This is a genomic window from Buttiauxella agrestis ATCC 33320, from assembly GCF_000735355.1.
Classification (GTDB): Bacteria; Pseudomonadota; Gammaproteobacteria; order Enterobacterales; family Enterobacteriaceae; genus Buttiauxella; species Buttiauxella agrestis.
This window is the reverse complement of record NZ_JMPI01000029.1, coordinates 151,740-176,456: the sequence shown is the minus strand read 5'-3', so window position 1 is coordinate 176,456 and position 24,717 is coordinate 151,740. Positions and strand designations below refer to the sequence as shown.

Annotated in this window: 18 protein-coding genes, 3 pseudogenes and 1 other annotated feature; of the genes and pseudogenes, 8 read left to right on the top strand and 13 right to left on the bottom strand. The window is 52.0% G+C overall.

The window, feature by feature from the left end; all coding sequences use genetic code 11:
• Positions 1–729: pseudogene (locus GBAG_RS10255) on the top strand (manganese catalase family protein); the annotation flags it as partial.
• A gap of 24 nt (positions 730–753) precedes the next feature.
• Positions 754–966, top strand: coding sequence for an early set domain-containing protein (locus GBAG_RS10250; RefSeq protein ID WP_034495692.1), 213 nt, complete (start codon positions 754–756; stop codon positions 964–966).
• Between the two features lie 166 nt (positions 967–1,132).
• Here GBAG_RS10250 and GBAG_RS10245 read toward each other — a convergent pair whose 3' ends face one another.
• Genes GBAG_RS10245 through GBAG_RS10225 form a run of 5 tightly spaced genes read right to left on the bottom strand, consistent with a single transcriptional unit; the run spans position 1,133 to position 8,439 of the window.
• Positions 1,133–6,745: a trifunctional serine/threonine-protein kinase/ATP-binding protein/sensor histidine kinase gene (locus tag GBAG_RS10245; protein ID WP_051873685.1), complete on the bottom strand. Its 5,613-nt coding sequence runs from the start codon at positions 6,743–6,745 to the stop codon at positions 1,133–1,135.
• A gap of 35 nt (positions 6,746–6,780) precedes the next feature.
• Positions 6,781–7,164, bottom strand: a complete 384-nt coding sequence (locus GBAG_RS10240) for a response regulator transcription factor (protein WP_034495690.1) — start codon at positions 7,162–7,164, stop codon at positions 6,781–6,783.
• A gap of 25 nt (positions 7,165–7,189) precedes the next feature.
• Complete coding sequence (locus GBAG_RS10235) at positions 7,190–7,459, bottom strand: XapX domain-containing protein (protein WP_034495689.1); 270 nt, start codon at positions 7,457–7,459, stop codon at positions 7,190–7,192.
• Complete coding sequence (locus GBAG_RS10230; protein WP_034495688.1) at positions 7,456–7,701, bottom strand: DUF1427 family protein; 246 nt, start codon at positions 7,699–7,701, stop codon at positions 7,456–7,458. The genes GBAG_RS10235 and GBAG_RS10230 overlap by 4 nt, the downstream gene beginning before the upstream one ends.
• A 51-nt stretch (positions 7,702–7,752) precedes the next feature.
• Complete coding sequence (locus tag GBAG_RS10225) at positions 7,753–8,439, bottom strand: hydrolase (RefSeq protein WP_034495687.1); 687 nt, start codon at positions 8,437–8,439, stop codon at positions 7,753–7,755.
• Positions 8,440–8,744: 305 nt separating this feature from the next.
• Here GBAG_RS10225 and GBAG_RS10220 point away from each other — a divergent pair, with 305 nt between their 5' ends.
• From GBAG_RS10220 to GBAG_RS10205, 4 genes and pseudogenes are all read left to right on the top strand, one after another.
• Positions 8,745–10,622 carry an amidohydrolase gene (locus GBAG_RS10220; protein WP_034495685.1) on the top strand — a complete coding sequence of 626 codons (1,878 nt, stop codon included), beginning with the start codon at positions 8,745–8,747 and terminating at the stop codon, positions 10,620–10,622.
• Positions 10,623–10,626: 4 nt separating this feature from the next.
• Entirely contained in the window at positions 10,627–11,058 is a 432-nt protein-coding gene (locus GBAG_RS10215; protein ID WP_034495719.1) for a DoxX family protein, read from the top strand.
• Positions 11,042–12,670 carry an MFS transporter gene (locus GBAG_RS10210; RefSeq protein WP_034495684.1) on the top strand — a complete coding sequence of 543 codons (1,629 nt, stop codon included), beginning with the start codon at positions 11,042–11,044 and terminating at the stop codon, positions 12,668–12,670. Before GBAG_RS10215 ends, GBAG_RS10210 begins: the two co-directional genes overlap by 17 nt.
• Before the next feature lie 50 nt (positions 12,671–12,720).
• Positions 12,721–13,542 (top strand): annotated as a pseudogene (locus GBAG_RS10205) (alpha/beta fold hydrolase).
• Positions 13,543–13,600: 58 nt separating this feature from the next.
• Here the strand turns inward: GBAG_RS10205 and GBAG_RS10200 are convergent.
• Both GBAG_RS10200 and GBAG_RS10195 read right to left on the bottom strand, forming a co-directional pair.
• On the bottom strand, positions 13,601–14,221 hold the full coding sequence (locus GBAG_RS10200; RefSeq protein ID WP_034495683.1) for a response regulator transcription factor: 621 nt from the start codon (positions 14,219–14,221) through the stop codon (positions 13,601–13,603).
• Between the two features lie 308 nt (positions 14,222–14,529).
• A pseudogene (locus GBAG_RS10195) lies at positions 14,530–14,958 on the bottom strand (MBL fold metallo-hydrolase); the annotation flags it as partial.
• A 231-nt stretch (positions 14,959–15,189) separates the two neighbouring features.
• Here GBAG_RS10195 and GBAG_RS10190 point away from each other — a divergent pair.
• Positions 15,190–16,383, top strand: a complete 1,194-nt coding sequence (locus GBAG_RS10190) for an MFS transporter (RefSeq protein ID WP_072011167.1) — start codon at positions 15,190–15,192, stop codon at positions 16,381–16,383.
• 283 nt (positions 16,384–16,666) lie between these two features.
• A complete protein-coding gene (gene ompW / locus GBAG_RS10185) occupies positions 16,667–17,299 on the top strand; it encodes an outer membrane protein OmpW (RefSeq protein WP_034495681.1) in 633 nt (210 codons plus the stop codon).
• 99 nt (positions 17,300–17,398) lie between these two features.
• Here the strand turns inward: ompW and GBAG_RS10180 are convergent, their stop codons facing one another.
• The 6 genes from GBAG_RS10180 to GBAG_RS10155 all read right to left on the bottom strand — a co-directional run bounded on the left by GBAG_RS10180 (position 17,399) and on the right by GBAG_RS10155 (position 24,505).
• Positions 17,399–17,800, bottom strand: coding sequence for an Exc2 family lipoprotein (locus GBAG_RS10180; RefSeq protein ID WP_034495680.1), 402 nt, complete (start codon positions 17,798–17,800; stop codon positions 17,399–17,401).
• Positions 17,801–17,972: 172 nt separating this feature from the next.
• Complete coding sequence (gene trpA / locus GBAG_RS10175) at positions 17,973–18,782, bottom strand: tryptophan synthase subunit alpha (RefSeq protein ID WP_034495679.1); 810 nt, start codon at positions 18,780–18,782, stop codon at positions 17,973–17,975.
• The gene (trpB, locus tag GBAG_RS10170; RefSeq protein ID WP_034495717.1) at positions 18,782–19,975 is read right to left on the bottom strand and encodes a tryptophan synthase subunit beta; all 1,194 of its coding nucleotides are present in this window, start codon (positions 19,973–19,975) and stop codon (positions 18,782–18,784) included. Before trpB ends, trpA begins: the two co-directional genes overlap by 1 nt.
• Before the next feature lie 7 nt (positions 19,976–19,982).
• Positions 19,983–21,344 carry a bifunctional indole-3-glycerol-phosphate synthase TrpC/phosphoribosylanthranilate isomerase TrpF gene (gene trpCF / locus GBAG_RS10165; protein WP_034495678.1) on the bottom strand — a complete coding sequence of 454 codons (1,362 nt, stop codon included), beginning with the start codon at positions 21,342–21,344 and terminating at the stop codon, positions 19,983–19,985.
• A 3-nt stretch (positions 21,345–21,347) separates the two neighbouring features.
• On the bottom strand, positions 21,348–22,943 hold the full coding sequence (gene trpD, locus GBAG_RS10160; protein ID WP_034495677.1) for a bifunctional anthranilate synthase glutamate amidotransferase component TrpG/anthranilate phosphoribosyltransferase TrpD: 1,596 nt from the start codon (positions 22,941–22,943) through the stop codon (positions 21,348–21,350).
• Positions 22,943–24,505, bottom strand: coding sequence for an anthranilate synthase component 1 (locus GBAG_RS10155; protein WP_034495676.1), 1,563 nt, complete (start codon positions 24,503–24,505; stop codon positions 22,943–22,945). The genes trpD and GBAG_RS10155 overlap by 1 nt, the downstream gene beginning before the upstream one ends.
• Before the next feature lie 22 nt (positions 24,506–24,527).
• Positions 24,528–24,623: a sequence feature (Trp leader region), on the bottom strand.
• Positions 24,624–24,717: the final 94 nt, after the last annotated feature.

Below are 24,717 nucleotides of genomic sequence, written 5' to 3'. Positions count from 1 at the left end.
AGAATTGAGCCACCTGGAAATTATCGGATCTCTGGTCGGTATGCTCAATAAAGGCGCAAAAGGCTCGCTGGCCGAGGGGACGGAAAAAGAAGGTGAACTGTACCGCACCATTACAGGTAACGGTAATGACAGCCATCTGACTTCGCTACTGTATGGGGGGGACCGGTATTAACAAATTCTGCTGGCGTGCCATGGACCTCAGCATACGTGGACACTATCGGTGAGGTCACGGCAGATTTACGCTCCAATATCGCCGCTGAAGCGCGAGCAAAAATACTCTATGAGCGACTCATTAATTTGACGGATGATGTGGGGGTGAAGGATGCACTGGGCTTTTTAATGACCCGTGAAGTGGCCCACCAGATATCCTTTGAAAAAGCCTTATATGCCATCAGTAATAACTTCCCGCCGGGGAAAATGCCCCCGATCGAAAAATACGCCACCGTTTACTACAACATGTCAGAAGGCAACGATATGCGCGGGAGCTGGAATTCTGACGAGAACTTTACTTTCGTGGCGAATCCCGAACCGGCTGTCGATGGCGGTGATGGCTCAGCCAGTGTGACGCTTTCTGCTGCTCAAAAAGCCAATTTGGATAATTTGGCTAATCGCACGGCTTCCGACCCCAGCGTGAATCCGGTCACCGGCACCGATCTCGGGAGTGTCCCACCTGTTGAGAATGAAGCGGTGAAGAAGGGAACGACGAAACGCAAAACCCCAAAAAAATAGCACCTTGTTAAACGAGGCCGTCAAATGGAAGCCAACACATTTGTAAAAAGTTGGGGCAGTGAATATATAGAAGACGGCGTTGTGCGCTTTCGTCTTTGGGCACACGGGCAGGCGAGCATCTCGTTAAGACTGGATGGCGAAACATGGGCGATGAGAACCGCTAAGGATGGCTGGTTCGAACTTGAGGTGGCAGGCATCTCGCCGGGTGCAGAATATCAATTCGTGCTGGCTAACTAAGCCCAGTATCGTTATTGCGCAGGAGAAAGATTTTGAACTGGAAGGGCGCAGTATGGCCCTGTTCAAAAGACCATGAAAATCATGGTCTTCGTCTTTTTATTATCCGGCAACAGTGACACTAACGGGGTAACGCAGACGTCTGATGGCGTTTCGGAACATAGCCTGGTCAGCCACATTGACACTCACCATCCTGACTCGCCAAACAGACGGGAACGACAAAACTGAAACAGCTGCCGTACGGTGTGTTGTTTTGCGCTTTAAGCGTCCCCCGATGCCGCTCTATGATGGCATGGCTGATGGTCAGACCCATTCCCATCCCCTGTACTTTTGTGGTGTAAAACGAGTCAAAAACGCGCTGACCTATGTCAGGCGCCAACCCGGTTCCATTATCCGTAATACGTAACTCCACGGAACTTTCATCAGGATTAAGGGTTGAAATTTTCAGTGTACGTGTGCGATCGGTCACTTCAGCCATGGCTTCAATTGCGTTAATGACAAGATTAATCAGCACCTGTTGGATTTGAACACTGTCACCAAAGATAAAGCTGTGGGCAGCCTTCAAATCGTAATCAACGGCCACCTGTCTTTGTTCAATTTCGCTACGCGAAAGCGTCATAATATGGCGCACCAGAAAATGCAAATCGATACGGCAGAAGACAGGTTCTTGTTTGCGTGTCAGGGTCTGCAGACTACGAATAATTTCCCCTGCGCGCTGCCCTTCGGCAACAATCTCTTCCAATCCGACGCGAATATTGTCATACCGTATCGGGTCATGATTTAACCAGCGCAGACTGGCTCCGGCATTGGAAACTATCGACATCAGTGGTTGATTAATTTCATGAGCGATAGACGAGGTTAACTGGCCAACCGTGATGGCTCGGGAGACTCGTGCCAGCTCTGCCTGCGCAACCCTGACGGCGTCTTCTGCTTGCCGCTGAGTCGTTATGTCGGTGATGGTGCCGTAGTATTCATAAATTTCAGTGCCCACACCGACTGGGCTACCGATGCCTAAAATGTAGCGCACATTGCCCTCGGCATTGATAATGCGAAATTCTGCTTTCAGGGTTAACCCGTCGCGCACACCGTCAATCACTACATCGCTGATGCGGTCATAATCATCCGGATGAACAAAAGTAAAAAACTCCGCCATGGAGATCATTTTGAGTGTCTCCGGCAGGCCGAGAATGCGGGCGTACTCTTCTGACATAAACATCAAATCTTGTTCCAGTTCCCAGCGCCAGCTTCCAGTGTGGCTTATCTGTTCCCCCAGCATGAGCGATGTCTGGCTTGCCCTGAGCTCTTTCTCAACCCGCCTGCGCTGAATGTTTTCCTCAAGCAATTCGGCATAAAGCCGCGCCGTTTCGAGCGCAACGGCCGCATGGGCACCGAGCAGATTGACGACTTTTGAATGATCCGCAGTAAAGACTTCAGGCATTAAGCGGTTTTCGAGGTACAACACGCCGACCAGTCGCGCCTGCTTAAACATCGGCACGCACAGTACGGCCGCGCCGGAGGTCACAAAATAAGGGTCGTGTGAAAAGGGGCTGAACTCTTCGGGTTTCCCGGTACGTATTTCCTGACCGGTGCGGATAACGGCCGACAGTACCGATAGCGGCATGTCGGTCGCCATCGGCATATCTTTCATGATTTGTACTTGTATCCCATCACGACTGGTCTGCGCGCTGGCTTCAATTTCAGGAATATTGTTATCCAGAACACGAATCAACAAACCGCGCTGCGCACCCGCACGCTCCAGTAACATGGTCAAAAGTATTTCAATAAGCCGTTCAAGATTGATCTCTTCCGACAGTGCGCGTGAGGCTTTAATGACACTTTGTAAATCGCGAATTTCTTCGTTTTGGGCAAATGCGATGGTGTTATAAGGTGTTGCTTGCGCAGGTGAAACTAAATGAGGCCAGGTCTGCTTAAGCTGATTCACTTTGGCTTGTGCGCCAATGCGCCCCCAGGCGGCTATTGCTCCCCGCAAATGTGCATCTGCTGCGGTGTTGTAACCGCAACTGAGTGCGAAGCGCCCGGCAAGTTCATGGGCCAGCGCGTTGCAGGGATGAAACCCGGCTTCCCGGGAGAGCCGCACCGCTTTTTCGTACTGCTCCAGCGCAATGCTGTTCATGCCTTCAAGACGGAGAATTTCTGCATACACCAGCGCTTCTTTATCGGCGAACGTTCCTGGGTTGATGCGCGCCCACTGGGCAATTTTGTGGGAATGGATTTCCAGCTTACGCCGGTCCTGCGCACTAAATGTTTCCGGTGTCAGTTGAACGGTTAACGTTAGTGTGCTGTAGAGATGCAAATCCAGCAAGTGGATGTGCCCCGGTGCTGACCACGCAAAAGATTGAGCGTGTTCCAGTGCGTCCTGCGCCTGCGAATATTCGCCCGCGGTAAAATACGTCATGCCCCGGTAGAGCCAGAACCAAAAAATCAGGGTAGACATGTGCTGAGGGGCTTGCTCAGGAAAACCGGTCAACAGTGAGTCAGGCAGTGCGTTGGCGCTTTCCCAGATTGAGGAGGGTGCTTTGCGTAAGTGCTCAACGTAATGCTGCTGAACCAACAAAATGCGCTCCACATCCTGGAAGTCGGTTTTTCTCACGAAGGCCAGCCCACGTTCGATGCTGGTCAGCACGTTATCGAGATGCTCGCCCTGGCTTAAAAAGTTAATTACCTGATGGCAGATAGCAAAGGAGGCGACCGTCAAATCACCGTGCGTGACGGCGGACGTAAAGCAAGCTTTAGCGCATTCGGTGGTATAAGAAAGGGGTTGCGTCCAGACGCTGACTTGATCAAGGGGCAGCAACGTTTTGGCTTCATAAGCGCTATAGCCGCGGCGTTCAACCAAATCACGCGCCAGCACCGCATAGTTGAAACCACGCTGATATTCCGCATAACGTTCGCTAATCAGTACGCCAAACCAACCCATGGCTGACGTTGAGGCGCCGGTAATACCGCGCTCAAGTGTCAAATGCATCATCTGGCAAAGTAACATGAAGTGAAGATTTGGGTAGTTGAAGCTGGCGAACACGCTGGCGCTGGCCAGCAGATTCATGATGGCTTCAGTTTGGCCGTCCGTCATTTCTGGCAACTGATGAAACAGTACGGCAGGATTTTCACCAACCCGGTCTTTAAGTGCTTGCCAGGTCGCATCGCATTCTGCCGAATCGGGATTTCGAGTCAGCGCGATACCGGAAACGGTAAGCCAGCATAAGGTGGTTTCCAGCGCCAGGCGGAGATCAGACTGACGCATATGAATCTCCGCCAGCAGGTTTGCTGCGGTGATTTTTTCGGTAAGCCCACCGCGGAACCCCAGCAACTGGTCGCATAAACGCTTTGCGTTGACCAGATTCCCAATTAAAAACTCGCACTCGGCTTCTTCGAGATGTAATCGAAGGTTGGGTGTGTTTTCAGGCAGATTACCGTGCACTGAAAGCGCCCGTGCGGTCTGTAAATAACGTAGTGCCGAGAGATAATCACCGCTACGTTTTGCTCGCTGAGCCGCCAGCATACTCAGTTCCCTGAACATATTGCGTTGTTCTGGCGGCTGGAAGCACTCCATGGCGGCCGAGACGTGGTGGATGGCGCGGAATAACACTTCATTGCCTGCCATCTGTCGTGACGCTTCGGCCAGAAGGCTTGCGGTTGTGATATGCACATAACCTCTTTGGGTGACATCCAGCAAGGCGAAAGCAGCTTCTTGTACGCGATCGTGGGTAAACACCCAGCTGTCCCTTGAAAGCGTAATCAGTTGTGCGGTAACTGCGGGATGCAACTGATAGCGGATATCGGCATCGGAAATGCACAGCACCTGGCTGATAGTGGCCAGTTCGCCCCGGCTACCCAGGCAGGCGAGGCTACCGAGTAAGGTGCGAGTCATTTCCGGCATTTTCCCGAGCTGCTGTAGTACCAGACTCACCACGTTTTCGGTGTAATGGCGTTCCTGAATAGCGGATAAATCATAGTGCCACTTACCCTGGTATTTGTTATGTGTCACCAGGCCATCTTCAACAATACGTTTGAAGAACTCATTTAAAAACAGTGGGTTTCCGCCTGTTTTGTCATGTATGAGTTTGGCCAGAACGCTAATATCTGTGGTGCGTTGTTGAAATACCTCGGTCAGCCAGCGGGTGACGTCTTTAACGGAAAGCGGTGCTGGGATAATCTCGATATTCCGTTGTGCGGCGTTCTGGAGAAGGGTCTGCGTCAAGGAGGTGTTGTCTGTTGCGTCAGTCTCACGCAGGGCCACCACCATCAGTAATGGCAATGTGCGGCTGTTCCTCAGTAACGATTCCAGCACCTGGAGACTGGCAGTATCAATCCATTGAATATCATCAATCAGCAAGACCAGTGGAGCGCCCGGCAAGGTAAAAGCAGTGACCAGAGCGGATATCATGTAATTAAAGCGCGCTCTGGCATCGGTTGAAATCGAGTCGGGTAGGTGGCGGGGTTTATGCTCCAGTAACAGCCCTAATTCAGGGACAAAACTCACAGCCAGGTGTTCGTAACCTTCCAGTGCGCGTGACAGCCGGGTTTTCCTGATGGCCACTTCTTCGCCAGGTGATCCCAGCAACGTGAGCGTCAGCGTCCGGAAAGCCGTGGATAAAACCCCATAAGGCAGCGAGGATGAAAACTGGTCAACTTTTCCCACAGCCAGTAGATTGCGCTTGTTCTGCAACTCTTGCAGGGCTGAAGCAATCAGCGAGGATTTACCGATACCCGATGGCCCGCGGATGATGGCAAGCAAATGTGTGCCGCTGCGATTCACATCATCAAATGCGGCAACCAACTCACCCGTCTGGGGGTGGGCAGTATATAGCGTATCCGCCAGATGGACTTCGGGTGACCTGTCTTGTAAGCCCGGAGTGAAAGGGATGATTTTATTGTCTTCGGTCAGGGTCGCCTGGCAGCGGCGCAAATCGGCGATCAGGCCATCAATGGTCTGGTAGCGGTTATCTGGCGACTTTGCCAGTAAACGAAGGATAACGGTGGAAAGCATCACAGGCACTGTTTCGCGCACGAAATGCGGCGGTTTAGGTTCCGAGGCAATGTGGTGATGCGCCCATTGTGCAGGGTCATCTTCGCTGAGATCAAAAGGTAGTACGCCGGTTAGTAGTTCATAAAATACAATGCCGAGGCTGTAAAGATCGCTGCGGCTGTCTATCGGGCGTTGAGTACGAGTGGTGTGCTCAGGCGACATATACGCAAGCGTACCGCCAGAAAACGAAAGTCGGACCTTTTTCAACTCTTCCGAGGTGCCTGTCGTCAGGCCAAACCGTGCAAGGCGGCAGGATGAATCACCGTGAAGGAAAATATTCCCGGGTTTGATGTCGCCGTGAATCAGATTCAGCATGTGCATTTGACGTAGCGGAAGGCATATCCGTATCGCCAGCTCAATAAAACTGGCAATGCATGTTCTGGGCTGCCTCATGATGCGAGCCAGGGATTCAATGTCCAGCGTCGGATAGATCAGCGCATAACGGCCACGATATTGGGTGCAGGCTGCGGGTTTAACGGCCCAGCTATCGGATAAATACGCGCGCAGTGAAAACTCGTTTTTGAGCAGTTGGGTGGCGTCCGGTTCCGCCTCATCACTCACTGCCGTGGCGAGAATAAAAACCCCGTTTGATAAAGAGTGCCGCCCTTTCATCCAGATAATACTGCCTTCTGTGGTCAGCGGAGTAAAAATCACATCATCTTTATAGGCAAAGAGTTGCCCATCCTGAATTTCTGGAAGGAGAGAATATTCAGGCGGTAACAGCTTATGAATCATTGAGATCTCTCGCAGTGAGCGGTCTTATCAGGGTGTCAGGTGTTTTCTTCGGGTCTGATTGCTTTCTGTAAATGATTAAGTAGGACTTCAATGTCGATAGGCTTACGCAAAAAAGCAACGGCGCCCAGACTGATGGCAAACCGTTGCATGTTTTCATCCCCGTGTCCGGATATAAAAATCACCGGGGGCGGTGTCGCGTAAGTCTTTATTTCTTCATAAAAATCCAATCCACTCATTCCTTTGAGCTTAATATCAATAATCATAAGCGAAACGTCGAAAAGTGCATTCTTATCGTTTAAAAATGCCTCAGCAGACTCGAAGGTACATGTCAAATAGCCGTCTGATTGCAGCAGGTTGCTCAACCCACTGCGAACGGCGCGTTCATCATCGACAATGGCAATTCGCTGCGACAGCTTCATGCAGTCATTCCTCTGGTCTTCATCTCTACCGCGGGGGAGCCTCAGGGGGAGTCGGCGCCTGTGTGGGCGGCGGAGTTCCGCTTATTTGTGGAACGCATTCATGGCGAAACCATGCAAACGTAAAGGGTTGACGGCTTACCAGACGCCGGGTAATAGGAATAATTTGTTCGCCAACCAGCATGCCGAACAGGCCCAGCAGCGCAATAACAGGAGGTGCCGGAGAGTGAATATCCAGTGCGGCATAAATAACCCCTGCGAGCAGGCCGAGTGCCAGAGAAATAATCCAGATCTTCATGATTTAGCTCCTGGCGGGCAGGCGGTATTTAACGATGCCGTCGCGGTGGGTTGTGCCGGGCAGGTGTGAAGCGCGGTGGTGTGCACCGGTTTCAGCATTTGCACCGTGACCTGCTCGCCAATAAGCATGCCTAACAATCCCACCAGTGCGATGGCGGGTGGTGCCGGGGAACGAGCTTTAAGCAGGGCATATATCAGGCCAATCAAAATGCCAGCAAACAGTGACAGTAATTCTGCACTCATGTTTATCTCCCAAATCAAGCTGGCCAGTGTTTACCGGCCAGCTCCCGCTGATTAACGTGCCGCGACCGGTGGCAGGGTTTCATGCTCGCTCTTCTCACGAGAAGGAGCCTTATGCACCATGGTGTAGGCGTAATCTACCCCCATACCGTAAGCACCAGAATGCTCACGCACGATATCCATCACGGCGTTGTAAGTCTCTTTGCGAGCCCAGTCACGTTGCCACTCCAGCAACACCTGCTGCCAGGTGACCGGGATAACACCCGCCTGAATCATGCGCTGCATAGCGTAATCATGGGCTTCTTTTGAAGTGCCACCGGAGGCATCCGCCACCATATAGATTTCATAGCCACCTTCAAGCATGGCGCAAAGTGCAAAACTGTTGTTGCACACTTCGGTCCACAAACCCGATACCACCACTTTTTTCTTGCCGTTGGCAGCCAGCGCGTCACGCACTTTCTGGTCGTCCCATGAGTTCATTGAGCTGCGTTCGAGGATCTCTTTACCAGGGAACACATCCAGCAGCTCCGGATAGGTATGGCCTGAGAAACTTTCGGTTTCAACGGTGGTGATGATGGTGGGAATGTTGAATACTTTGGCGGCTTTTGCCAGGCCGACGGTGTTATTTTTGAGTACCTGGCGGTCAATCGACTGCACGCCGAAAGCCATCTGTGGTTGTTGGTCGATAAAGATAATTTGACAGTTATCAGGCGTCAGGACTTCAAGCTTAGAGGTTGTCATAGCAATACCCATTCAGAATGTGGTTAAAAGTATCAGAACCGCCACGCTTGAGACGCAGCGACAGTCGGGACAGCAACCCGGTGATGGATGTCATCAACGAGCTGAATACTAGGCGGGTGAAAGGAGTAAAACTATTATCTGATGGTATAACTAACCCTTGGTATAACTATACTTTGGTATAGCTATCCCAATGTATAACTAGGCATTTCAACCCACCATTTACATACTCTTTCCTGTTCATGCCACCCACTGAGGGGGCGTGCTGTTTGTCCGGTCTGAGCCGGGCATCTCTAACGGGAGGATGTATGGTTTCACTGGGCAAAGCAGATTTAATCCTGGTTAACGGACAGTTTCATACCGTCGATCGCGAAAACCCGCTCGCAGAAGCAGTCGCAATTCGTGAGGGGAAATTCCTTGAAGTCGGCACGGTGGCGCAGGTCATGCAGCACCACGCTGAAGGGACAAAAGTGGTGGACCTGAAAGGGCACACGGCCATCCCTGGACTGAATGATTCCCACCTGCACCTGATTCGTGGTGGCCTAAACTACAACCTTGAACTGCGCTGGGAAGGGGTGCCTTCGCTGGCTGACGCGCTACGGATGTTAAGAGAACAGGCGCTGCGTACCCCGTCACCACAGTGGGTGCGTGTGGTGGGCGGCTGGAGCGAATTCCAGTTTGCCGAACGCCGTATGCCTACGCTCGATGAGATAAACGAAGCAGCGCCGGAAACGCCTGTCTTCATTCTTCATCTTTATGATCGTGCTTTGCTTAACCGCGCAGCGCTTCGCGTGGTGGGTTACACCAAAGACACGCCAAATCCACCGGGTGGGGAAATTCAGCGCGACAGCAACGGCAACCCAACCGGCATGCTGATTGCGCGACCGAATGCGATGATCCTTTATTCCACGCTGGCTAAAGGCCCGAAATTACCCCTCGAACATCAGGTCAACTCAACGCGCCAGTTTATGCGTGAACTGAATCGTCTGGGATTGACCAGCGCTATCGATGCGGGTGGTGGCTTCCAGAATTACCCGGAAGACTACGAAGTGATTGCCGAGCTGCATCAGAAAAAACAGATGACACTGCGCATTGCCTACAACCTGTTTACCCAACGTCCGGGCCACGAACTGGAAGATTTCGAGAAATGGACGGATATGTTGACCCCCGGCCAGGGCAGCGATTACTTCCGCCATAATGGCGCGGGTGAAATGCTGGTGTTCTCCGCCGCTGATTTTGAAGATTTCCTCGAACCACGTCCGGATTTAGCACCAGGAATGGAGGACGAGCTGGAGCGAGTGGTGAGCCATCTGGTTGAACATCGCTGGCCTTTTCGCCTGCATGCCACCTACGACGAATCCATCAGCCGCATGTTAGACGTGTTTGAAAAAGTGAACCGCGAAATCCCATTCGACGGTCTGCACTGGTTCTTTGACCATGCGGAAACCATCACCCAGAAAAATATCGACAGAATTAAGGCGCTGGGCGGGGGCATTGCGGTTCAACATCGTATGGCTTTCCAGGGCGAATATTTTGCCGGGCGTTATGGCATAGAAGCGACTCGTCATACGCCTCCGGTCGCACGCATGCTGGAAACAGGTGTTCCGGTGGGGCTGGGAACCGACGCAACCCGCGTAGCCAGTTACAACCCGTGGACGGCACTTTACTGGCTGGTTTCAGGCCGTACGGTGGGGGGTATGCAGATGTATGACGTCAATGCGCGCCTGGATCGTGACACGGCGTTGATGCTATGGACGCAGGGAAGTGCATGGTTCTCCAGTGAGCAGGGCAAAAAAGGGCAAATCAGAGCGGGGCAACTGGCGGATCTGGCGGTACTGAGTAAAGATTATTTTCGCGTGCCGGAAGAGGAAATCAAAGGGATTAAATCCGTGTTAACGGTGGTAGATGGCAACATTGTCTATGCCGCAGGTACGTTTGGCCCCTTGTCGCCGCCATCCATTCCAGTACTGCCGGAGTGGTCACCCGTGGTGAATGTCCCCGGTCACTACCGCTCTGCACCACCTGTTGCCCAGACACGCGTGGGGATGACGGCGCAGATGCACCATTGCAGTGGGCCCTGCGGCGTTCACACCCATAATCATGATTTCGCTCGCGGCTCAAGCGTACCCGTTGCAGATGACACTGCATTCTGGGGTGCGCTCGGCTGCAGCTGCTTCGCGTTTTAATGCCATGAATACTTCATCGAGATACTTCATTACACCACAGATAAACCTCGGACTGTTCTTTCTGCGGGTGGCGGGCAGTCTGCTTCTGCTCTACGTTCACGGGCTGCCGAAGGTGTTCCACTTCAGCGAAGAACTGACGCGGATTGAAGACCCTTTTGGCATGGGGCCTTACTTCAGTTTGATACCGGCAATAATCGCTGAGGTTATCTGCCCGCTGTTCATTATTTTGGGGTTCGGGACGCGTATCGCCTGCTTGCCCATCATCGGTGTGCTGCTGGTGGCGATGTTGTTCGTGCACCCTGGCTGGTCCATCGCCGAGGGGCAGTTTGGCTGGTTACTCCTGATTATCTTCACCACGCTTGCTATAACCGGGCCGGGTAAATGGTGCATCGGGGCAGGCAAACAGCGGGAATGGCGTCATGGCATCGATCAATGAAGTTCACCACGTTAGCGCTGAATCACTAAAAGAGGCGACCACGACCAGCGGGTCACCCTGGCAGCCCCTGCGCCTGCGTGTGTTCCGCATGTTATGGATTGCGACTGTCGTGTCGAACATCGGTTCATGGATGAACGATGTTGCCATGAACTGGACCATGCTGACGCTCAGTGCCGACCCACTGTCAGTTGCCATGATCCAGGCCGCCAGCAGCCTGCCGATGTTTTTGTTTGCCCTACCGTCAGGCGTGATGGCGGATATTGTCGACCGCCGCAAATATCTGATTTTTTCGCAGGTGTGGACGTTACTGGCGGCGTGCGGGTTGACCGTGCTTTCGCTGACCGGACATGTGACTCCCGGCGTGCTGCTCGTCGCCGCTTTTCTGATGAGCACCGGTGCGGCAATGAGCTCCCCGCCGTTCCAGGCCATCGTACCGGACCTGGTTCGCAAACAGGATTTAGGGGCGGCAATAGCTCTTAATTCACTGGGGATTAATATCAGCCGTGCCATTGGGCCGGCATTGGGTGGGCTGATCCTCTCTTTTGCCGGGGCGTGGGTGGTGTTTGCGCTCAATGCGGTTTCCGTGTTGGGGGTTGCCTGGGTGTTATACCGCTGGAAGACAGAACCTTCCGTGCAGCGTCTGCCACCTGAGCATTTTTTCTCTGCCGTACGTGCCGGGGGGCGTTATGTCCATGCCGCCCCTGTTCTACGCAACGTACTGGTTCGTACTGTCGCTTTTTTCCTGTTTGCCAGCGCGGCCTGGTCTTTACTGCCGTTAGTGGCCCGGCGCGAACTCGGTTTAGGGCCCGGTGGTTACGGAATTATGCTGGCCTGTATTGGCGTGGGGGCCATTTTTGGCGCGGTGACGCTGCCGCGCCTGCGTAAACATCTTAATCCCGACCGTTTAATGGTGCTGGCGAGCGTGATGTTTGCTGTAGCGATGTTGGCTCTCGCGTTTGTGCGGCACTTCTGGCTGTTAAACGTCTTCGAATTTATGACGGGTTTTTCCTGGATAGCTGTGCTGACAACGCTCAATCTCGGCGCACAGCGCAGTGCGGCGAAATGGGTGAAAGCGCGGGCACTTGCGATTTACCTGACGGTTTTCTTCGGTTCGATGACCGCAGGCAGCGCGCTGTGGGGGCAACTGGCATCACATTATGGCATCGCCGTTTCGCTGAGTGTGGCGACCCTTGGCATGTTACTGGGTTGTACGGCTGTGTTGCGCTGGCGGCTGGATAAAGACCCTGACCTGAACCTTGATGCCAGCGTAGAGAATCACATTGCCCCTGAGATTGACGTGCATCACAGCCGTGGTCCGGTGATGGTGAGCTACGAATATCTGATTAAGGCTGAGGATGCACACGCATTTACCGTCTGTATGCAGGATATGCGGCGCGTCAGGCGACGCGGTGGCGCACTGAGCTGGTCGGTTTATGAAGACATTCTTAAACCTGGAATTTTTGTCGAAACATTTTTGGTCGGTTCCTGGGTTGAACATCTGCGACAGGAAGAACGTTACACCATGAATGACCGAAAAATAGAACATCGTGTTCAGCAATATCATCAGGGTGAATCCCGCCCCGAGGTCCGTTATCTGGTGGCTCCGGTTTAACCGTGTTTGCCAGTCAATATCTTTCCCAACACACAATGCAGAGGTCTACGATGAGCACAATCAGCACAAAAGATGGCACGCAGATTTATTACAAAGACTGGGGTAAAGGAAAGCCCGTGTTGTTCAGCCACGGCTGGCCACTGGATGCGGATATGTGGGACAGCCAGTTGAATTTCCTGGCTGAGCGAGGATATCGTGCCATTGCTTTTGACCGTCGCGGGTTTGGCCGCTCAGAGCAACCCTGGACAGGTTATGACTAAGACACTTTCGCCTCTGACATTAACGACCTGATCACCCAGCTCGACTTGCAGGAAGTCACGTTAGTGGGGTTCTCGATGGGCGGCGGTGATGTGGCACGTTATATCGGGCGCTACGGCAGCGAGCGTGTTGCAGCCCTGGTACTGTTGGGCGCTGTCACACCGGTCTTTGGTAAAAGTGCGACTAACCCAGACGGTGTTGATCTCTCTGTATTTGAAGGGATCCGCGAGGGATTACGTCAGGATCGCGCTCAGTTTATCAGCGATTTTGCACCCGCATTCTATGGCACTAATGCAGGGCAGACGGTATCAGAGGGCGTATTCACTCAGACACTAAACATTGCGCTACTGGCTTCACTGAAAGGAACCATTGATTGCGTCACGGCGTTTTCTGAAACCGACTTCCGTGAAGATCTGGCAAAAATTGACGTCCCGACACTGGTTATTCATGGTAGCAACGACCAGATAGTGCCAATTGATACCACGGGCAAAGCGGCGGCTGAAATGATCCGGGGTGCGGTACTCAAAGTCTATGACGATGCACCGCACGGTTTTGCCGTTACCCATCAGAGCCAATTGAACGACGATTTATTAGCGTTTTTGCAAGCGCGCTAAGTTAATCCCTGGTGCAGGGACCCATGGGTCCCTGCATATCAAGAAGAATGATGATTTATCAGGATGTTTTGACTTTATTCAAATTCAGGCGCTCGGCATGGCGAACCAAATCGGCGAGTGAGCGTACCTGCATTTTATCCATGACTCTGCGTCGATGAACCTTCACGGTGATTTCACTGACGCCCAGTTCCGCAGCAATTTGCTTATTGAGCAGGCCTTTAATCGTCAACGCCAACACTTCTTGTTCACGCGGCGTGAGTGTCTTATGACGCTGCTTGAGATTGTGATATTCACGCAGTTCGTCAGCGTTGTCTGAGGCCAGTGTCAGTGCGTTTTCAACGGCCCTGAGCAGCTCCTCGGCTTTAACCGGTTTGGTTAAGAACTCATATGCACCGGCTTTCATGGCCTGTACCGACATAGGAATGGTGCCGTAGCCTGTGAGGAAGATGATAGGCATTTCCGTATCGCGTGTATTTAGCACGTCGGCGACTTCTAAACCGTCTTTGTCCGGCATTTTCATATCCAGAATGACGCAACCCGGTAAGTCAGGAAAGGGATAGGCCAGAAAAGAGTCAGCAGATTCGAACTCGATAGCGCTGTAACCTGCAGAGTTGAGTAGTCGAACAATCGATTGCCGTACTGAATGGTCATCATCAACAACATAAACGATGTGTTCCATAATTCCCTCTGTCACCCTGGTTTAAAAGAGCAGTCGTCGACTTAATGCCAAAAACAAAAGGCAGGTATTTTGTATGGGCAATTTCGTCGTAACATATTGAAAACAGTATAGTAACACGACTTCAATCATTACAAATAATACTTAAGGATAATAGACATTCACATTATACAAACAGCCTCTGAAACCAAAAACTGAAAGGAATTAAATTGGTAGACCTTCCTCTCACTTCACTCGACATATTCAGGTAGCAATCTATACCGGCAGCGGTACACGCAGAGGTAATCAGACGTTCATCATTGATATACAGCACCCATGATAATCGGGCCGTAAAGGTCATTGACCGCATAACCGGTGTTCAGCACCATAATCTCCGGTTTGAAACGCTGCAAGCTTCTTGCGTAAGGCTTAACCCAGACGGTATCACCCGCGAGATACAGCGTTTTTTCATTAAGATAGATGAAGACCAGCCCATATGCATCACCCAGTAGCTCACCCCACTTGGCATCTGCATACAATTCGTTGCTGCCGTGCTGACCATCGGTTTTGTAAATCGTCGTGCCGTCGACGAAATGATTTTCATCTTTCATAACGCGAATGTTCAGAAAGCTCTGGGAACGGAGAAGCGCCGCATCTTTACCCTCCCAGATTTCTTTTTCGGCCAGCATAGGATCGATAAGGAATTTTTTACCGGCATGTTCCAGTTCCAGCGTGGCATTGCGGATTTGCGTTAATTTCATTGATTGCTCCAGTCATTAATCAGAGTTATTCATCCTCCGTATTGGCTGTTATGCCGGAGTCTTGTCCATCTTCATATTTGCAACAGAGCCACATACACTATTACCCGCATAATGTCGACAAGACTCCCTAATATAGTTTAACTGAGAATTATTTTCTTTTAAGGCTTACCAAACCTCTAGCGGCTTGATTTAATAATCGACTGAATGCTAATTAGATGTTGGATAGAAATGATATTCACCCGTTTTACTACATTAAGACAAATCCCCCGCGGTGTTTGGGTGCTGGGTGGTGTCAGTATGCTGATGGATGTTTCTTCCGAAATGGTCCACAGTCTGCTCCCGCTGTTTATGGCCACAACGCTAGGGGCAAGCGTTGTGATTATCGGCCTGATTGAAGGTCTGGCAGAAGCCACTGCGTTAATTACCAAGGTATTTTCAGGTGTACTCAGTGATTATCTGGGTAGACGCAAGGGGCTGGCCCTGTTGGGGTATGGATTGGGAGCACTCAGTAAACCTTTGTTTGCGATAGCATCCAGCGCAGGTCTGGTGTTTGGCGCACGCATGATAGACCGTATAGGTAAGGGTATCCGTGGTGCGCCGCGTGATGCGCTGGTCGCCGATGTTACACCCCCGGAGATCCGTGGGGCAGCTTTTGGTTTACGTCAGTCACTCGATACCGTCGGCGCGTTTATGGGGCCACTACTGGCCGTTGGATTGATGCTGCTGTGGCACAACGACTTTCGGGCCATTTTCTGGGTTGCTGTGATCCCTGGCGTACTGGCCGTTGCGTTGCTCTTTTTCGGACTGCAGGAGCCCATATCGCCGGTCAAACACAAACGCCGCAACCCCATCAGGCGGGAAAATTTGACCCGACTGGGAAGAGGATATTGGTGGGTTGTCGGATTGGGGGCCGTATTTACCCTGGCCCGCTTCAGCGAGGCTTTTCTGGTATTAAGGGCGCAGCAGATGAATATTCCCCTGGCCCTCATCCCATTGGTCATGGTGGCAATGAACTTGCTCTATGCCTTTTCAGCGTACCCCTTTGGCAAGCTTGCTGACCGTATGAGCCACAGCAATATGTTGCAAACAGGTTTACTGGTGTTGATTGCTGCCGATCTCGTACTGGCGGTCAGTCATCACTGGACCGGACTCCTGCTAGGGGTAGCGCTGTGGGGGATTCATATGGGGATGACCCAGGGGTTACTCGCAGCCATGATCGCCAATACTGCGCCGCCAGACTTACGTGGCACCGCCTTCGGCATGTTTAACCTGATGAGCGGCGTTGCGCTGCTGTTGGCCAGTCTGGGCGCCGGTATTTTATGGGAAACATGGGGGGCGGCATCGACCTTCTATACTGGAGCAATAATTTGCGTGATGTCGTTGTTGGGCATGCGAATAGCAGAAAAGATCGGAGTTATTCATTGAGGTAGGTTTCAGAAGTGTTGCAGTTTTTTCGCGCGCATTTTCGCGTCAATTCGGCTACTTGCCTCGCGAGAGCAAATCCCTCGGGGCTCGATATTGAAGGAATGTTTTAGTCCGCTTATGGATCAAAAAAGAGTGTTATTCATTATTTACACAAAATATCGAAAAATTAATCCAGATCATTAAATGTTAAATTAGCCAGCGAAGTGTGATCGTGGTTAGATCACTTTGTACCCAAAAGTGAGTATATTCAGCCCGCTTATAAAACCATAACAAGGAGAGGGCTATGAAAAAATTATCTGTGGCGTTACTTGCATTAAGCTGTTTGTCGGGCGAGGTGTTGGCGCACCAACAAGGTGAGTTCTTCATGCGTGCGGGTTCTGCCACCGTGCGTCCTACGGAAGGTTCTGACAGTGTGCTTGGCATGGGCGGCTTTAATATCAGTAACAATACTCAACTGGGACTGACATTCGATTATATGGTGACGGATAACATCGGTATCGAGCTATTGGCTGCGACACCGTTCCGTCATCACGTAGGTTTAGGCCCAACAGGAAACCTGGCAACGGTGAGCCAACTGCCGCCGACACTCATGGCGCAGTGGTACTTTGGTAATTCGAAAAGCAAAGTGCGCCCTTATGTTGGCGTGGGCATCAACTACACCACTTTCTTTGATACCGATTTTAATCAGACCGGTAAAAATGCAGGTTTTACCGATCTCAGCGTGAAAGATTCATGGGGCGCGGCAGGTCAGGTGGGGCTGGATTATATGATTAACCCAAACTGGCTGTTGAATATGTCGGTCTGGTATATGGATATCGACACCGAAGTGAAGTTTAAAGCCGCTGGCGAGCAGCAGAACATTAATACGCGTATCGATCCGTGGGTGTTTATGTTCTCAGCGGGTTATCGCTTCTAAATGTCCTTCACAAAAGCTGGTCATTACTCGGCCAGCTTTTTTATTGTTCGCGAATCATTCCTGCGTATTAATCCTCATGAATGATTTCCGCCCCATGTGTCACTGAACACCATGATATCCATCAAGATAGGTTTCGCGTAACTCCTCGGCCCATAACATGACATCTTTTGTTTCACCAGGTTCGATGCTAGAAGCGGCCTGTGGCGCATTAGAGAAGGACTTTTTCTGCGTAGCTCCCAGGTTCGCAGTTTTGATCAGTTCCGCCTTTTGCAATGCGGTTTCTTCGCTGACGCCTGCGGCACGATCGACTTTGCCGGAATTATACAGTTCTTCGAAAACATGGAGATTCAGACGAGCTGTCGCATCAGGTCTGCTGACCAGGTTGCCGTTAAGCTCAGAGGATTGATGTGTGGCGTAGTGGTAAGAATGACGCATAGGGGCAGTTTTAGCACACCCAACAAGTGTGGTTGCAATAGCTATCAAAATCAGAGTATTACGCATGAAAATAATCCAGGGAATGAAAAGATGCCCAGATTAGATTCAGGTGCGCTTACAAAAATTGATCTAAATCTATCTAACTTTACATTTGTACGATGAATGTATCTTCTTGAAATTATTTCATGATGGGATGAATTGTGAAGAAAAGGCCGGAATTGCTCCGGCCTTATGTGACTTACGCGGAGAGAGTCGCAGCTTTCAAACTCTGCACAAACGCTTTTAGCTCACTGAGCATCACATCGGGTTTATCCAGGTTTTTCTCAATAATCTTCACGATCGCAGAGCCAGAAATTGCGCCCGCTGCACCGGCGTCAATTGCATCCTTAACCTGCGAAGGCTCGGAAATCCCAAAGCCTTGCAGTGAAGGTGCGGCACCAAATTCCGCTAACTTTTCGACCAGATGATGAAGCGGCAACTGTGCACGCGTTTCTGCACCCGTGACACCGGCACGAGAAAGCAGGTAAGTGTAACCACGGCCATGGGTGGCGATTTCACGCAGCAGCGCATCATCAGCATTTGGCGGACAAATGAAGATAGGCGCGACGTTGTGGCGCATTGCCGCCTGGCGGAATGGCGCAGACTCTTCAATTGGCACATCAGCAATCAGCACTGAATCCACACCGACTTTGGCGCACAGCGCGTAGAACTCATCAATGCCACGGTTATAAACCAGGTTGGCGTACATCAGCAGGCCGATTGGAATCGTCGGGTGCTTCTGGCGAATCACGGCCAGCATTTCGAAACACTGCGTTGGCGTTACGCCTGCGGCAAATGCACGCAGCGCCGCATTCTGAATGGTTGGGCCATCGGCCAACGGGTCAGAGAACGGGATGCCTAATTCCAGCGCATCGGCCCCGGCTTCAATCAGCGTGTCGATAATTTTCAGCGACTGCTCAGGTGACGGATCGCCCAGCGTGACGAAGGGAACAAAAGCGCCTTCTTTACGTGCCTGTAACTGCTCAAAAGCGTGTTGATAACGTTCCATTAGATTTCCCCTCGTGCTTTCAAAATGTCGTGAACGGTGAAGATGTCTTTGTCACCACGGCCAGAGAGGTTCACCACCAACAGTTGTTCTTTTTCCGGATTCTCTTTGATCATTTTCAGTGCGTGAGCCAGCGCGTGGGAAGACTCCAGCGCCGGGATTATTCCTTCGCTACGGCACAGCGTTTTGAAGGCTTCGAGTGCTTCGTCATCGGTAATTGAAACATAATCGGCACGACCGATACTGTTCAGGTGCGCGTGTTGCGGCCCGACAGAAGGGAAGTCCAGACCGGCAGAAATTGAATAAGATTCTTCAATCTGACCTTCGTCGGTTTGCATCATCGGCGATTTCATACCGAAATAGATGCCCACACGACCATGCTTAAGTGGCGCGCCGTGTTCACCGCTTTCAATACCATGTCCGGCAGGCTCCACGCCAATCAGACCGACTTTAGCGTCATTGATGAAATCAGCAAACATACCAATGGCGTTTGAACCACCGCCGACACAGGCGATAACCGCATCAGGGAGACGGCCTTCTTTTTCAAGAATTTGCGCTTTTGTCTCTTCGCCAATCATGCGCTGGAATTCACGCACGATAGTCGGGAACGGGTGCGGGCCTGCTGCGGTACCGAGCATATAGTGAGCGGTGTCGTAGCTGCCAGACCAGTCGCGCAACGCTTCGTTACACGCATCTTTCAGCGTCGCAGAACCGCTGTGTACCGGAATGACTTCCGCACCCATCAGACGCATACGGAACACGTTCGGCGACTGGCGCTCAACGTCTTTAGCACCCATGTAAATACGGCATTTCAGGCCGAGCAGGGCGCTGGCTAAGGCAGAAGCCACACCGTGTTGCCCGGCCCCGGTTTCCGCAATGATTTCGGTCTTGCCCATTCTTTTAGCAAGCAGAGCCTGGCCGAGAACCTGGTTAGTTTTGTGTGCGCCACCGTGCAGCAAATCTTCACGCTTTAAATACAGTGTGGTTTTGGTGCCAGCCGTCAGGTTGCGACATTTAGTCAGCGCCGTTGGACGGCCTGCGTAGTTCTTCAGTAAATCGTTAAATTCAGCCTGAAAATCTGCATCACTTTGCGCAGCAACAAAGGCTTCTTCCAGTTGACGCAGTGCTGGCATCAGGATTTGCGGCACGTACATGCCACCGAACTCACCAAAATAGGGATTAAGTAAAGTCATGATATTTTCCTTAGTAAGCCCGCAGCGTCTGGAAGACGGCAGCCAGCTTGTTAGCATCTTTAATACCCGGCGCGCTTTCGACACCTGAGTTGAAATCTAAACCGATGCAGCCCGTTTTCGCTGCTTCAATGCAATTATCCGCACCCAGTCCGCCAGCCAGAATCACGTTGTCCAGATTCTGTCCTGCAAGGAGTGACCAATCAAACCGTTGCCCGCTACCGCCCTGGCCGTTGTCGAACAGGTAGTTATCAACGTGGTTTAAATCACGGGCTGGCAAAGTATCTTTCACGCTCAGCGCTTTCCAGATTTGTACATTTTCAGGAAGGGCAACGCGCAGTTCGTCGATATAGGCCTGGTCTTCATCGCCATGCAGCTGTACGGCATTGAGCGAGAACTTCTCCACTTTTTGCAGCACTTCCGAAAGCGGCGTATTGCGGAAAACCCCTGCGTATTTCAGCGGTGCAGCGGCGATAACCGTTGCAGCGGTTTCATCGCTGACAAAGCGGGGTGATGAAGGAACAAAAATCAGCCCGCCATAAATGGCACCGGCTTCATAGGCGGCGCGGGAATCTTGCGCCCGCGTTAGTCCACAGACTTTATTGTTCCCTAAGGTGACGCGACGAACCGCAGCATTGAGATCGTCTTCGCCCATTAAGGCGGAGCCAATCAGGAAGCCGTTGGCAAAATGGCTCAGTTCACGAATCTGGCCGTAGTTGCTGATGCCTGACTCACTAATCACCGTCACGCCGTGACCTAAACGCGGCGCTAACTGGCGCGTACGGTTCAAATCAATCGACAAATCACGCAGGTCGCGGTTATTGATACCGACGACTTTTGCACCCAGAACGATGGCTCGCTCCAGCTCTTCTTCGTTACTGACTTCAGTCAATACGCCCATATTCAGGCTGTGCGCGACCGCCGCGAGCTGGCGATATTGCTCATCATCAAGCACAGAAAGCATCAGCAGACAGGCATCGGCCTGGTAAAAACGCGCCAGATGAATCTGATACGAGTCGATAATAAAGTCTTTGCACAGCACTGGCTGCGTGACAATGTCACTTACGATCGGTAGGAAATCAAAACTGCCCTGAAAATACTTTTCATCGGTTAAGACTGAAATCGCAGAAGCGTAGTGTTTATAAACGTTTGCAATACGCGCCGGGTCAAAATCATCACGAATCACGCCTTTGGATGGAGAGGCTTTTTTGCACTCCAGAATGAAAGCGGTTCGGGCACCTTGCAGTGCGTGATAAAAATTACGTGCCGCCGGTACAATGTTGTTCTGGAAACTTGCCAGGGGTTGTTGTTGCTTGCGTGCTTCAACCCATATCGCCTTATCAATGACGATCTTCTTTAATACGGTTTCCTGCATGACTTATCCTCTTCCTGCCAGCGCTGTTACCCGGTCATACGCAGCACCGCTGCGCAGTACTTCCAGCACTCGTTGTGCGTTTGCTTTGAGATCTTCTTGCCCGTGAAGACGCATTAACATGGCGACGTTTGCCGCTACCGCAGACTCATGAGCCGTCTCTCCTTTACCTTGTAACAGGCGGGTGAGAATGTCACGGTTTTCTTCCGGTGTGCCGCCTGCAAGCTCGTCCTGGTGATAGGCGGGCAGGCCGAAATCGGTGGCTTCAAGCTGGTAACTTTTAATCTCGCCTTCGTTCAGTTCTGCCACTTGCGTGGTGGCATGCAGAGAAACTTCGTCCATTCCACCGCTGTGTACTACCGCCGCACGTTTGTATCCCAATACGCGCAGGGTTTCGGCAATTGGCAGCACCAGTTCCGCGCTATAAACACCAATCAGCGCCATTTGCGGGTGAGCCGGGTTAATCAGCGGCCCGAGTACGTTAAACAATGTGCGTGTTTTTAACTGCTGGCGCACAGGCATCGCGTGGCGGAAACCGGTGTGATATTTCGGCGCGAACAGGAAACAGACACCTAAATCATCCAGCGCTTTGCGCGATGCATCAGCACTCATTTCCAGGTTAATACCAAAAGCGGCCAGTAAGTCTGACGAACCTGATTTACTGGAAACGCTGCGGTTGCCGTGTTTGGCAACTTTCAGTCCGACCGCTGCGGCAACAAACGCGCTGGCGGTCGAGATGTTAATGCTGTTGCTGCCATCGCCGCCGGTACCAACGATATCGGCAAACGGGTAGTCCGGGCTTGGGAATGGCGCAGCCGCTTCAAGCATCGCTGTTGCCGCCCCGGCAATTTCGTTTGGATGCTCGCCGCGCACTTTCATACTTACCAGCGCAGCGGCCAGTTGTTCTGGCTTCAGCTCGCCGCGCACTATTGCGGCGAACAGTTGGTGGCTCTCTTCCCGGCTCAGGGTTTGCGCTTTATACAGTTTGTCGAGAATCGGTTGCAGCGTGTTGGCTTGTTTTAACTTCAACAGCGCCCAGTCGAGCGTTTGTTCGAGCAGACGCGCGCCGTGGGTAGTCAGGATGGATTCAGGGTGGAACTGGAAACCACATACGCGGTCAGCGTCGTGGCGAACCGCCATCACCATGCCATCGAAATGGGCGTTAATCGTCAAGCCTGCCGGAATGTTGCTGCCAACCAATGAATGATAACGGGCAACTGGCAGCGGATTTGGCAGACCGGCAAACATCGCTTCGCCATCATGAGAAATAATCGAGGCTTTACCATGCAGGATTTCACCCGCCTGGCCAACGTACCCGCCGTAGGCTTCAACAATCGCCTGGTGGCCGAGGCAGATACCGATAATCGGCAATTTGCCGCGCAGGCGAGTCAGTAACTCTGGCATACAGCCTGCTTCACTTGGCGCGCCAGGGCCTGGGGAAAGCATCAACACCGGGTTATCCATGGTTTCCAGACGTTCAATTAACGTTTGCGCCGGAACATGGTTGCGATAGATAACGACATTGTGTCCGTTGGCACGCAACTGATCGGCCAGGTTATAAGTGAACGAGTCGATGTTATCGAGCAGCAGAATGTCAGCCATCAGAAAATCTCCTGTGCGTGATGCGCGGTGGCAATGGCGCGCAGTACAGCGCGGGCTTTATTGCGGGTTTCATCGGCTTCGGACTGCGGGACGGAGTCCAGCACCACGCCAGCGCCTGCCTGAACGGTGGCAATACCGTTTTCAACGTAGGCAGAGCGGATAACGATGCAGGTGTCTAAATCACCGTGCGCGGTGAAGTAACCGACCGCGCCGCCGTAACTGCCACGGCGCACGCCTTCGGCTTTGGCAATCAACTGCATCGCACGAACTTTTGGCGCACCGCTCAACGTGCCCATATTCATGCAGGCGCGGTAAGCATGCAGCACATCGAGATCTTTATGCAGCTCGCCTACAACACGGGAAACCAGGTGCATCACAAACGAATAACGGTCGACTTTCGTCAGGTCGGCAACGTAACGGCTGCCAGGAGTGCAAATGCGTGCCAGGTCGTTACGGGCGAGATCTACCAGCATTAAATGCTCGGACATCTCTTTATGGTCAGTACGCATTTCCAACTCTATGCGGCTGTCGAGGTCACGATCCAGCGTTCCATCTGCGCGGCGACCGCGTGGGCGAGTTCCGGCAATCGGGTAGATTTCAATCTGGCGGGAATCCGCGTCGTATTTCAACGAGCTTTCCGGGGATGCGCCAAATAAGGTGAAATCATTGTCCTGCATAAAGAACATATACGGGCTTGGGTTGCTCTTTTTCAGCGTCTGGTACGCAGCCAGTGGAGAAGGGCAAGGGAGTGAGAAGCGACGCGATGGCACGACCTGGAAAATCTCACCGATGCGGATCGCTTTTTGCATTTTGCGCACCACATCGCCAAATTCTTCATCGCTCTGGTTGCACTCGCAGGTCATGCGTTCCACTTTTTGCACCGGCAGCGCAGAAGGCTCTTGCTGCATTTGCTTGCTCAATTGCGCCGTGCGCTGAATTAAACGCTGTTTTTCAGAAGCTGACGGAGTGAACAGGCTCGCCTGGATACGGGTATGTTTTCTCTGATGGTCAATCACCAGCAGCGTTTCAGCTAAATAGAAACAGTAATCAGGGCAGTTGTTGTCTTGCTTGAGAGTAGGTAAGTCTTCAAATCCCGCAACCAGGTCGTAGGCAAACAAACCGCCGAAGAACATCGCCTCGCGTTCGTTTTCCGGCACCGTGACCAGTTCCTGCATAATGCGGAAGGCATCAAATACCGACAGTGAACACAGACGCGCATCTTCATCGAGCAGGGAACTCACCGCCGGGAAGCGCAGGACACGGCCTTGCGGAGAATGTTGGTTCTCAACTCCAGCAGGAAGTGCTGCATCAAGCAAAGGGAGTAATGAAGCACCGTTCTCAGATAGAGCTTGAATCGTGACGGTGTCACCTAAAGCGGTAATCCGTAGCGCGCTGTCAACTAACAGCAGGCTTTTCAAATCATCTTTGCTGTCGATATCGGCTGATTCGAGCAACAAGGTCGCAGGGCGCGCGCCGCATAGCTGGTGGAAAACCGCTGTTGGGTTATCACGATATGGCGCGTCACCGATGAGTAATTCGAGCGCTGGTTTTTGTGTTTGCATTTTCTGCTCTCATATTTTGTTCAAAAAAAAGCCCGCTCTGGGCGGGCCTGGTATCTGGGCTGAATTTCAGCCATAGCGATTACACTGCCCGTTATCAGGAAGTACGCCACCCGCTATGCATGAGGATGTTCGCTTTCATTTTCAGATACCTTTCTCGTGTGAACTTTCGTACTAGTTAACTAGTTCGATGAATCAAAGTCAATAGCGATTTT

What these genes read in the sequence shown, in the direction of transcription:
- GBAG_RS10240 (WP_034495690.1), bottom strand. Translation starts at nt 7,164, where the DNA reads ATGAAGCTGTCGCAGCGAATTGCCATTGTCGATGATGAACGCGCCGTT.
- GBAG_RS10210 (WP_034495684.1), top strand. Translation starts at nt 11,042, where the DNA reads ATGGCATCGATCAATGAAGTTCACCACGTTAGCGCTGAATCACTAAAA.
- GBAG_RS10250 (WP_034495692.1), top strand. Translation starts at nt 754, where the DNA reads ATGGAAGCCAACACATTTGTAAAAAGTTGGGGCAGTGAATATATAGAA.
- GBAG_RS10235 (WP_034495689.1), bottom strand. Translation starts at nt 7,459, where the DNA reads ATGAAGATCTGGATTATTTCTCTGGCACTCGGCCTGCTCGCAGGGGTT.
- GBAG_RS10230 (WP_034495688.1), bottom strand. Translation starts at nt 7,701, where the DNA reads ATGAGTGCAGAATTACTGTCACTGTTTGCTGGCATTTTGATTGGCCTG.
- trpCF (WP_034495678.1), bottom strand. Translation starts at nt 21,344, where the DNA reads ATGCAGGAAACCGTATTAAAGAAGATCGTCATTGATAAGGCGATATGG.
- trpA (WP_034495679.1), bottom strand. Translation starts at nt 18,782, where the DNA reads ATGGAACGTTATCAACACGCTTTTGAGCAGTTACAGGCACGTAAAGAA.
- GBAG_RS10245 (WP_051873685.1), bottom strand. Translation starts at nt 6,745, where the DNA reads ATGATTCATAAGCTGTTACCGCCTGAATATTCTCTCCTTCCAGAAATT.
- GBAG_RS10215 (WP_034495719.1), top strand. Translation starts at nt 10,627, where the DNA reads ATGAATACTTCATCGAGATACTTCATTACACCACAGATAAACCTCGGA.
- GBAG_RS10220 (WP_034495685.1), top strand. Translation starts at nt 8,745, where the DNA reads ATGGTTTCACTGGGCAAAGCAGATTTAATCCTGGTTAACGGACAGTTT.
- GBAG_RS10200 (WP_034495683.1), bottom strand. Translation starts at nt 14,221, where the DNA reads ATGGAACACATCGTTTATGTTGTTGATGATGACCATTCAGTACGGCAA.
- trpD (WP_034495677.1), bottom strand. Translation starts at nt 22,943, where the DNA reads ATGGCTGACATTCTGCTGCTCGATAACATCGACTCGTTCACTTATAAC.
- GBAG_RS10180 (WP_034495680.1), bottom strand. Translation starts at nt 17,800, where the DNA reads ATGCGTAATACTCTGATTTTGATAGCTATTGCAACCACACTTGTTGGG.
- ompW (WP_034495681.1), top strand. Translation starts at nt 16,667, where the DNA reads ATGAAAAAATTATCTGTGGCGTTACTTGCATTAAGCTGTTTGTCGGGC.
- GBAG_RS10225 (WP_034495687.1), bottom strand. Translation starts at nt 8,439, where the DNA reads ATGACAACCTCTAAGCTTGAAGTCCTGACGCCTGATAACTGTCAAATT.
- GBAG_RS10155 (WP_034495676.1), bottom strand. Translation starts at nt 24,505, where the DNA reads ATGCAAACACAAAAACCAGCGCTCGAATTACTCATCGGTGACGCGCCA.